General features: G+C 43.4%; 4 protein-coding genes. All 4 read left to right on the top strand.

The genetic code is table 11. From position 1 onward, the window contains the following. On the top strand, nucleotides 1-317 hold a 317-nt coding region (locus tag VF500_RS12810), incomplete at its 5' end, for a hypothetical protein (RefSeq protein ID WP_330860048.1). Between the two features lie 361 nt (nucleotides 318-678). After that, the gene (locus VF500_RS12805; protein ID WP_330860047.1) at nucleotides 679-3,279 is read left to right on the top strand and encodes an MGH1-like glycoside hydrolase domain-containing protein; all 2,601 of its coding nucleotides are present in this window, start codon (nucleotides 679-681) and stop codon (nucleotides 3,277-3,279) included. 75 nt (nucleotides 3,280-3,354) lie between these two features. Continuing rightward, on the top strand, nucleotides 3,355-3,954 hold the full coding sequence (locus VF500_RS12800; protein ID WP_330860046.1) for a Pycsar system effector family protein: 600 nt from the start codon (nucleotides 3,355-3,357) through the stop codon (nucleotides 3,952-3,954). A gap of 485 nt (nucleotides 3,955-4,439) precedes the next feature. After that, nucleotides 4,440-5,369 (top strand): sugar phosphate isomerase/epimerase, encoded by a 930-nt coding sequence (locus VF500_RS12795; protein ID WP_330860045.1) that lies wholly within the window; start codon nucleotides 4,440-4,442, stop codon nucleotides 5,367-5,369. Nucleotides 5,370-5,469: the final 100 nt, after the last annotated feature.

Genomic DNA, 5,469 nt, shown 5'->3' with positions numbered 1-5,469 from the left:
CAGATATAATCAGGTTTGCAGAGAGTAATGGCTGGAAGTTATCGGATACAGAAATTATTGATACGCTTACAGATAGAAATATCTCTATAAAAAACGACGGTGATAAATCACCGGAAAATGCAGATTTGGCTATTTATGGAGGTAATACCGACGCCAATTTAAGCTTTTCGGGATGTGTTAATGGTGGTTGCACATTATATGAGTTTGACTCGGGTTGGACGAGGGTAGAGGAAGATGAAACAATAAGTGCAAAGGGTTATATTTTGATCAATGCCAATAAAACCCAGATGACGATGTTCCATTCATGGGGCGAATAACAAAGATTAATTTTGTGTTAGGGATAGTGCCGCTACAGGCCAATGTCATTAAGTTAAGGGGTTGATAGGTTGCACCAGAGGTGCAAAAGGTTTGTAGAAATGAAATAAAAGAATTTCTTAGTGTGCCAGAGGTACACAACCTATCTTGGACAAAGTTACGCTATTGCTAAACTTCGACCAGAAAGCAAAGTGTTTTAAGATGGCATTATCCTGTCGCTATTCAATAGACCCATCGTCATTTTCGCTTATTCTTCATAATATGGTAAAACAAACCTTACGTTGCCGTATTTTTACCTAATTAAATCTACTTTGCAAAACGCTTACCTTTAATTAGGGGATAGTGTAAATTGCCATCTATACTATGAATGCAGAACAATCAAGGTTAAAGGATACAGGTTGGAAAAAGTGGGGACCCTACGTGAGCGACCGCCAGTGGGGGACCGTGCGTGAAGATTACAGTGCCAATGGTGATGCCTGGAATTATATAACCCATGATATGGCCCGCAGCAAAGCTTATCGCTGGGGCGAGGAAGGCATAGCCGGTATTTGCGACAGGCAGCAATATCTTTGCTTTGCAATTGCGTTGTGGAACAAAAAAGACCCTATTATTAAAGAGCGCTATTTCGGCCTCAGTAATCCAGAAGGTAATCATGGCGAGGATGTAAAGGAGATGTACTACTACCTGGATAGTACGCCCACACATTCGTACATGAAAACGCTGTACAAATACCCTCAAAATGAATTTCCCTATAGTTGGCTGGTGAGTGAAAACAAGCGCCGTGGCAGGCAGGACCCGGAGTTTGAGCTGATGGATACCGGAATTTTTGATCATAACGAATACTTCGATGTTTTTACCGAATATGCTAAAAACGCCCAGGAAGATATCCTGATAAAAATAACCATCCATAACCGTGCAGATAAAGAGGCATTGGTTAACGTGATGCCTACTTTATGGTTCCGCAATACCTGGGGCTGGGGGTATGATTCGCGTAAGCCTGATCTGTCGGCTTCATCAGATAAAGTGATCAGCATTTTTCATAAAGACCTTGGCCAGATGTGGTTGCATACTGAGGGGAATGGCGAATTGCTGTTCTGCGATAATGAAACCAACTCGCGCAGGCTTTACAATTATGATGACGGTCGCAAGTACTATAAGGACGGTATAAATGATCATATTGTTGGTGGGGAGGATTCCGTCAATCCTAAAAATATGGGTACCAAGGCGGCGGTGAACTACGATTTGACTATCCCGGCCGGGCAAAGCGTAACCTTACGCCTGCGCCTGTCTGAAGATGCCAATTATAGTTTCGAGGATTTTGACGAGGTTTTTGACGTTCGCAAAACGGAGGCTGACCAGTTTTATAATGACATTCATGGTGCTACCATGAACCCTGATCGCCGCCTTATTCAGCGGCAAGCCTTTGCCGGAATGCTATGGAACAAGCAGTTTTTTTATACCGATGTTCGCCATTGGCTTAGCGGCGATAAAGGGATGCCTCGTCCGCCAGCTCAGCGACTAAAGGCGCGCAACAGCAAGTGGACACACCTGAATACAAAGGATATTATCTCGATGCCCGACAAATGGGAGTACCCCTGGTTTGCTGCCTGGGACCTGGCTTTTCACTGTTTGCCGCTGGCGACTGTTGATATGGCTTTTGCCAAAAATCAACTGATCTTGCTCACCCGCGATTGGTATATGCACCCGAACGGACAGCTGCCTGCCTATGAGTGGGATTTTGGCGATGTTAACCCTCCTGTACATGCCATGGCTGTATGGAACGTTTATAAAACGGATAAGGAAAACAACAACGGCAAGGGGGATACCTATTTCCTGGAGCGGGTTTTTCATAAGCTGATGCTCAATTTTACCTGGTGGGTTAACCGTAAGGACCAATTGGGGAATAATATTTTTGAGGGCGGTTTCCTGGGGATGGATAATATCGGTGTTTTTGACCGTAATATGCACTTGCCTTCAGGACAGCACCTGGAACAGGCCGACGGCACCAGTTGGATGGCCATGTATTCACTTAACCTGCTGCGCATTGCTACTGAACTTACAGAAACTGATAACGCCTACGCCGATATTGCATCCAAGTTTTTTGAGCATTTCATTTACATTGTAGGGGCCATGTCAAACCTGGGCGAGAATAGTGAAGGCCTTTGGGATGACGAGGATGGCTTTTTTTACGATCAGATCCGTTTCCCCGATGATGGTTCCATAAAAATGCGGGTGAGGAGCATAGTAGGGTTGATTCCGCTGTTTGCTACGGAAGTGCTGGATGAAAAAGACATTATGGAAAGCCCGGTATTTAAAGACCGCATGAAATGGTTTGCCGAAAATCGTCCCGATCTTGCATCGCTGGTTTCGCGTTGGAATGAGAAAGGCAATAATGGTAAACACCTGATTAGTTTGCTCCGCGGCTACAGGATGAAATCATTGCTCAAATACATGTTGGATGAAAACGAGTTTTTGAGTGATTACGGGATCCGTTCTCTTTCAAAGTATCACCTTAAACATCCCTATCATGTTTCGGTCAATGGTGTTGAATTTGGCATTACCTATGTGCCCGGCGAGAGTGACAGCGGTCTTTTTGGCGGCAATAGTAACTGGCGTGGGCCAATCTGGATGCCGATCAATTACCTGATCATTGATAGTTTGCACCGGTTCCATATGTTTTATGGTGATGAGTTTAAAATAGAATGTCCAACCGGTTCTGGTAATTTCATGAACCTGAAGGAGGTGGCTAACGAACTCTATGCCCGGGTTTCCAAACTGTTTATGAAAAATGAAAATGGCGAGCGACCGGTGTATGGCAGAAATTCAAAGCTGCAAGCCGATCCTCATTTTAAAGATCATATCCTGTTTTATGAGTTTTTTGATGGCGATACTGGTCTTGGGTTGGGTGCTGCCCATCAAACCGGCTGGACAGGATTGATAGCTAATTGTTTGTATTTGGAGTAGGGTATATGTGTAAGTGATAATCCCGCACTGTGCTATAAACATTAACCCGAAATACCCTAAATTTATAGGGATAAAATGAAACCGATGACAGACCAGGAAACGCTGCCGCAGAAAGCTGCCGAGGTGGCAGATATAGATGTAGGTATTGAAACCCTGCTGAAGGTTACCGCCAGCACCGATCAGCGCCTGAGTGATATGGCCGATAACAAGGCACAGATCCTGATCACGGTTAATTCTATTATCATTTCGGCTATTATTAGTTTGTTGCTGCGGAAGCTTAAGGACAATTCGTTTTTGGTATTGCCATCGTATTTGTTGCTTACTGTTAGCCTGGCTACTATGATCCTGGCTATTTTATCAACCCGGCCGTCGATACCAAGAGGGCGGTTCAGTATCAAAGATATTGAGGATAAAAAAGTTAACCTGTTATTTTTTGGCAATTTTTATCGCATGAAACTTGACGATTTTGCAGCCGGTATGAAAAATGTACTGCACGATAAAGAATACCTGTATGATAGTCTCATTAAAGATATCCATACGCAAGGCGTAGTTCTCGGCCGCAAATACCGCCTGCTCAGGGCTGCCTATAATGTGTTTATGTTTGGGCTAATCATTGCTATTATCACTTTTATAGTATCGTCAATGGTGCATAACAGCTTGCCTGAAATTGTTTGATCAATGTCTTTATAATAGATAATTTATTATTTTGATCCGTTTTTTGCGTTAGGGATAGTAGCGGATACCGGCCAAGAGCGGAATGCCTGCAGGCGTATGAGCGGATAGCCCGCCCGTTAGCTAACGGGAACGCCCATATACTTATTTAAAAAGCAATATCCCGAAGATCGCGAATTGCCAATCTGTTTGAGTTGTGTACCTCTGGCACACTAAAAAAATGATTTATTTTCTTTCTACAAACCTTTTGCACCTCTGGTGCAATTTATTGGGTTTTAATTAACGCTCTCTTACAGTAAGCTAATTATTATGGCCCCCGCCAGCGAATACAACTATTTCTCACATGTTAGTCTTAACCTTTCCACATCACACCTTTGACAGCTTTGAGTTTTAAAAAACTATTGTGTAAAAAAGACACAATAAAATTTCTTTGCTCATCATTAATTAATTAGCTTTACTGTACCAGTTAATTATTAACCATATCAAGCATGAATTACAGCAGAAGAAATTTTATTAAAGGCACCGGTGCATTGGTGCTTGGCGGCATGGCCCTATCGGGTAAAGCGGCAAGTTTTTTGAGTAATATGGAACATCATCCTGTTGGGCTGCAATTGTTTACTTTTTTCGGCATTATTGACGAAGATGTAAAAGGTACGCTTAGCAAAATCGCAGCTATTGGCTACAAGGAGATGGAATCGGCTTTTAGCAAAAAAGGCGGCTATTATGGCATGAAACCAAAGGAATTTAAGGCAACAGTAAACGATTTGGGCATGAGCTGGACATCGCACCATGTGCTTGGTGCTCCGTTTAAACTGCCTCCGGGAGCAAAAATGCCGGTCGGTGCCGATGGTAAACCGATGGTGCTGCCTCCTGTATTGAACCTGCGCGATAATATGCAGCAAGTGGTGGATGAAGTTGCTGAGGGAGGAGTTAAATACCTGGTTTGTGCTAACTCGCCTACGGCTACACTTGAGGAAATAAAAGCTACTATTGAAGTGCTGAACAAAACGGGAGAAGCTGCTAAAAAAGTGGGCATCCAGTTTGCATACCATAACCATGATATGGAGTTTCATGCAGTTGATGGTAAAGTGCCATATGATCTGTTGCTAAGCGAAACTGATGCCAATAATGTAAAAATGGAGCTTGATTTGGCTTGGGCTGTTAAGGCCGGCAAAAATCCGGTTGAAATGTTTAAAGAACACCCTGGTCGTTTCCCGCTTTGGCACGTGAAGGATTTGGATGCCAGCAGGCAGAATATACAACCAGTGGGTGGCGGTACCATTGATTTTAAACCAATTTTTGCAGCCGCAAAATCAGCTGGGATGCAGCACTTTTTTGTTGAACATGACATGCCTAAAGATGCTTTTGCCAGTATAACTGCCAGCATGGGGTATTTGAAGGATAAGCTGATGGTGTAAGTTGAGGTTACCTCCCTGTCATCCTGAACGATAGTGAAACATCTTCTGCGTAAGGCATAGCGAAGATGCAAAGTGAAGAAGATGTTTCACTATCGTTACC

This window comes from Mucilaginibacter sp. (genome assembly GCF_036383575.1).
Taxonomy (GTDB): Bacteria; Bacteroidota; Bacteroidia; order Sphingobacteriales; family Sphingobacteriaceae; genus Mucilaginibacter.
The sequence above is the reverse complement of the archived record's forward strand: the minus strand, read 5'-3'. Positions and strand labels throughout refer to the sequence as shown.